At 63.0% G+C, this 4,370-nt stretch carries 4 protein-coding genes; all 4 read right to left on the reverse strand.

Annotation, left to right across the window (positions count from 1 at the left end; genetic code table 11):
- On the reverse strand, positions 1 to 1,106 hold a 1,106-nt coding region (locus tag AF71_RS31190), incomplete at its 3' end, for an ABC transporter ATP-binding protein (protein ID WP_162706339.1).
- A gap of 4 nt (positions 1,107 to 1,110) precedes the next feature.
- Entirely contained in the window at positions 1,111 to 2,055 is a 945-nt protein-coding gene (locus AF71_RS31195; RefSeq protein ID WP_018117075.1) for a carbohydrate ABC transporter permease, read from the reverse strand.
- Positions 2,052 to 3,005 (reverse strand): sugar ABC transporter permease, encoded by a 954-nt coding sequence (locus tag AF71_RS31200; RefSeq protein ID WP_029792362.1) that lies wholly within the window; start codon positions 3,003 to 3,005, stop codon positions 2,052 to 2,054. The genes AF71_RS31195 and AF71_RS31200 overlap by 4 nt, the downstream gene beginning before the upstream one ends.
- A gap of 81 nt (positions 3,006 to 3,086) precedes the next feature.
- Positions 3,087 to 4,346: an ABC transporter substrate-binding protein gene (locus tag AF71_RS31205; RefSeq protein WP_169684541.1), complete on the reverse strand. Its 1,260-nt coding sequence runs from the start codon at positions 4,344 to 4,346 to the stop codon at positions 3,087 to 3,089.
- Positions 4,347 to 4,370 lie beyond the last annotated feature (24 nt).

A 4,370-nucleotide genomic window follows, 5' to 3' on the forward strand; every position in this document is an offset into this window, starting at 1 on the left:
CGGGTTTGGCTTTGCGGATCGAAGAACACGGCCTTGTCGAGGTTGAAGGCGAGGCGGGCGTGCTGGCCGGCCTGGATGCGGGCGTCGGCCCTGAGCCGCGCCACGACCTCCTTGCCGCCGAGCTTGGTGACCGCGAAGGTGTCGGATCCGGCCGGTTCCACCACCTCGATCAGGCAGTCGCTTTCGGCCAGCGCCTTGGCGTTGCGGTCCGCACCGTCAGGATCGGTCAGCGCCTCGGGGCGGATGCCGAAGACGATCTCGCGGCCGGTATGCGCTTCGAGCGCGCCGTTGCCCGCCGTGACAGGCAGCCGGATCGGCTCGCCCTGCGGACGCGAAAGCGACACGGTCAGGCCGGACGCCCCCTTCTCGATCGTCCCCGCGAGGAGGTTCATCGCCGGCGAGCCCATGAAGTCGGCGACGAACATGTTGGCCGGGTTGTTGTAGATCTCGGCCGGCGTGCCGAACTGCTGCACCTCGCCGTCGCGCATGACGGCGATCTTGGTGGCCAGCGTCATCGCCTCGATCTGGTCGTGGGTCACATAGACGATCGTCGTGCCGGTCGCCTGGTGCAGCCGCTTGATCTCGATGCGCATGTCGACGCGCAGCTTGGCGTCGAGGTTGGAGAGCGGTTCGTCGAACAGGAACAGCTTCGGGTCGCGCACCAGGGCGCGGCCCATGGCGACGCGCTGGCGCTGGCCGCCCGACAGCTGGCTCGGCTTGCGATTGAGCAGGTGGCCGATCTGCAGCACCTTGGCGACCTTGTCGATCGCCTTGTTGCGCTCCTCGACCGGCACGCCGCGCATCTCCATGCCGAAGGCGATGTTTCCGGCCACCGTCATGTTCGGGTAGAGCGCGTAGCTCTGGAACACCATGGCGATGTCGCGCTTCGACGGATGCAGGTCGGCAATGCTGCGGCCATCGACGCGAATGTCGCCCTCGGTGATCGATTCCAGGCCGGCAATGGTGTTGAGCAAGGTCGACTTGCCGCAGCCGGACGGGCCGACGAGCACGAGGAAGCCGCCCTTTTCCAGGTCAAGGTTGATGCCCTTGAGGATCTCCAGCGAGCCGAAGCGCTTCTTGAGACCTGAGATTTCGAGGAAAGCCATTGGATTATCCTTTGACAGCGCCCGCCATCAGGCCACGCACGAAGTAGCGGCCGGCGAGAATGTAGACGAGGAGGGTCGGAAGCGCTGCGATCATCGCCGCCGCCATGTTGACGTTGTATTCGACGACACCGGTGGAGGTGTTGACNACGTTGTTCAGCGCCACCGTCATCGGCATGGAATCGCCCGTGCCGGCATAGGCCGAGGCAAACAGGAAGTCGTTCCAGATGTTGGTGAACTGGTAGATGACGGTGACGACGATGATCGGCAGCGAGTTCGGCAGCATGATGCGGCGGAAGATCTGGAAGAAGCTGGCACCGTCGACCTGCGCCGCCTTCACCAGTTCGGTCGGAAAGGCCTCGTAATAGTTGCGAAAGAACAGCGTCGTGAAGCCGAGGCCGTAGACGACGTGAACGGTGACGAGGTTGACGGTCGGATTGCCGAAGCCGAGCGACATGCCGATCTGGTCGCGCAGCGTCGCCCCGAAGCGGCCGAGGCTGCCAAGGATGGTCGCCATCGGCAAGAGCACCGACTGGAACGGGATGAAGCAGGCAAACAGCATCAGGCCGAACACCAGCGTGTGGCCGGGGAAGCGCCACTTGGTCAGGATGTAGCCATTCAGCGCGCCCATGATCGTCGAGATCGCCACGGCCGGAACGACCATCTTGATCGAGTTCCAGAAGTAGCCCTTGATGCCGGCGCAGGTCAGCCCGACGCAGGCCTGCCCCCAGGCCTTGAACCAGGGCTCGATGGTCGGCGACTGCGGCAGCGCCAGCATGTTGCCGTTCTGGATCTCGTCCATCGTCTTGAACGAGGTCACCAGCATGACGAACAGCGGCATCAGGTAGATGATCGCGAAGATGACAAGCAGCCCGTAGATGAAGATCCGGCTGAACAGTCTGTTGCGCGAGGCGCTGGCCGCACTCGGCAGGGTCGAGGTGACGGCGCTCATCGCGATTTCTCCCTGAGTTCCGAATAGAGATAGGGAACGATGATCGCCGAAATCGTCATCAGCATGATCACCGCGCTCGCCGAGCCGACGGCCATCTCGTTGCGCTTGAAGGTGTATTCGTACATGAAGTTGGACGGCAGCCAGGCCGAGCCGCCGGGGCCGCCCGAGGTCAGTGCCACAACCAGATCGTAAGACTTGATCGCCATGTGGGCGAGCACGATGAAGGCCGACAGGAAGATCGGTCTGAGCAACGGGATGATGATGCGGCGATAGAGCTGCACGGTCGTCGCCCCGTCGATCTGCGCCGCCTTCATGATCTCGCTGTCGATGCCGCGAAGGCCGGCAAGGAACATCGCCATGACGAAGCCGGACGCCTGCCAGACACCGGCGATCACGACAGTATAGATCACGAAGTCCTTGTTCTTGATCCAGTCGAAGTGGAAGCTCGTCCAGCCGAACTGATGCAGCGTCTGCTCGAGCCCGAGCCCCGGATCGAGGAACCATTTCCAGGCAACGCCTGTCACGATGAAGGAGAGCGCCATCGGATAGAGGAAGATCGGCCGCAATATGCCCTCGCCGCGGATCTTCTGGTCGAGCAGGATCGCCAGGAACAGGCCGAGCGCCAGGCAGATGCCGACATAGAGCACACCGAAGATGCCCATGTTGGTGATCGAGGTGTACCAGCTGGACGGCGGATCGCTTTCGAACGTCCAGCGCCACAGCCGCTGATAGGCGCGCGGGCCCGTCAGCACGTAGGACGGAAAGGTCTTGGAATTGGTGAAGGACAGATAGATCGTCCAGAGGATGAAGCCGTAGACGAACACAAGCGTGATGGCGAAACTCGGCGCGAGCACGATCTTCGGCAGCGCGTCCTGCAGGCGCGCGCGGATGGAAATGGGCGTTCCACGGTGCGGCGTGAGAACGGTTTTATCGGTAGCGATGGTGCTCATGGGGTCATCTCCTCCAACGAGATCGTCCGTGGCGGAATCTTCCCCGCCGACACCGGCGGGGAAGACCGTGGGAGGCCTTGATTACTTGGCGTCGTCGATGGCCTTGACGAGCTCTTCGACCGCCTGGTCGGAGGTCTTGATCTGGCCATGCACGAACTTCGAGACGACGTCCTTGTAGGCATTGGCAACCGCCGGAGGCGCGCCATAGCCCTGGGCCAGCGAGCCGTACAGCGTGCCGCCTTCATTGGCCTTCTTCAGGTCGGCGATACCCTTCTTGCCGCAGGCGTCGAAATCGGTATCCGGAACGTCGGTACGGGCCGGAACCGAGCCCTTGACGACGTTGAACGCCGACTGGAAGCTCTTCGACAGCGTTGCCTTGGCAAGCGCCACCTGTGCTGCCTTGCGGTCGTCAGGCACGTTGAACATGCCGAACATGTCGGAGTTGTAGATCACGCTGCCGTCGGTGCCCGGGAAGCGGTAGCACAGGAAGTCGGTGTTCGGTGTCTTCTTGGCGGCGACGAACTCGCCCTTGGCCCAGTCACCCATCACCTGCACGAGCGCATCGCCCTTGATGACCATGGCGGTCGCAAGGTTCCAGTCGCGTCCGGAGAAGTTCGGGTCGACGTACTGGACGATCTTCTGCAGGTTGTCGAACGACTTCTTCATCGTGTCCGACTTCAGCGACTCCTCGTCGAGGTCGTTCATCGCCTTCTTGTAGAACTCGGGGCCGCCCGTCGACAGCACGATCGAGTCGAACATCGTCGCTTCCTGCCAGTTCTGGCCGCCGAGCGCCAGCGGCGTCACGCCGGCAGCCTTCGCCTTGTCGAGCAGCGCGANCAGGTCGTCGAAGGTCTTCGGCTCGGTGCCGCCGATCTTGTCCATCACACCCTTGTTGATCCACAGCCAGTTGACCGAGTGGACGTTGACGGGGGCTGCGACCCACTTGCCGTCATAGACGGAGAACTTCTGCAGNGCCGCCGGAACCGCCTTGTCCCAGCCCTCGGCCTTCGCCGTCTCCGTCAGGTCCCCCATGACGCCGGCCTGGGCNTAGTCGAGAACGGTGTAGCCGAGCATCTGCGAGGCCGTCGGATAGGTGCCGGCCGCAACCATCGCCTTCAGCGCCGTCATCGCCGCATCACCGCCACCGCCGGCAACCGGCACGTCCTTCCAGGCAAACCCCTCCTTCGACAGATCCTCCTTCAACACGTTCAAGGCCGCAGCCTCGCCGCCGGACGTCCACCAGTGCAGCATCTGCACTTCCTTCACATCCGCAGCCTTGGCAGCACCCAAGCCCGCAACACTCATCGTCACCAACGCTGTCGTCAGCAAAAACTTGCGCATCGTTTCCTCCCGGTTTGCAAGTTC

Origin of the sequence: Rhizobium sp. 57MFTsu3.2, assembly GCF_012932765.1 — a bacterium.
Taxonomy (GTDB): domain Bacteria; phylum Pseudomonadota; class Alphaproteobacteria; order Rhizobiales; family Rhizobiaceae; genus Rhizobium; species Rhizobium altiplani.

Excerpts from the sequence above, each read along its gene's own strand:
- AF71_RS31200 (WP_029792362.1), bottom strand. The coding sequence starts at position 3,005 with ATGAGCACCATCGCTACCGATAAAACCGTTCTCACGCCGCACCGTGGA.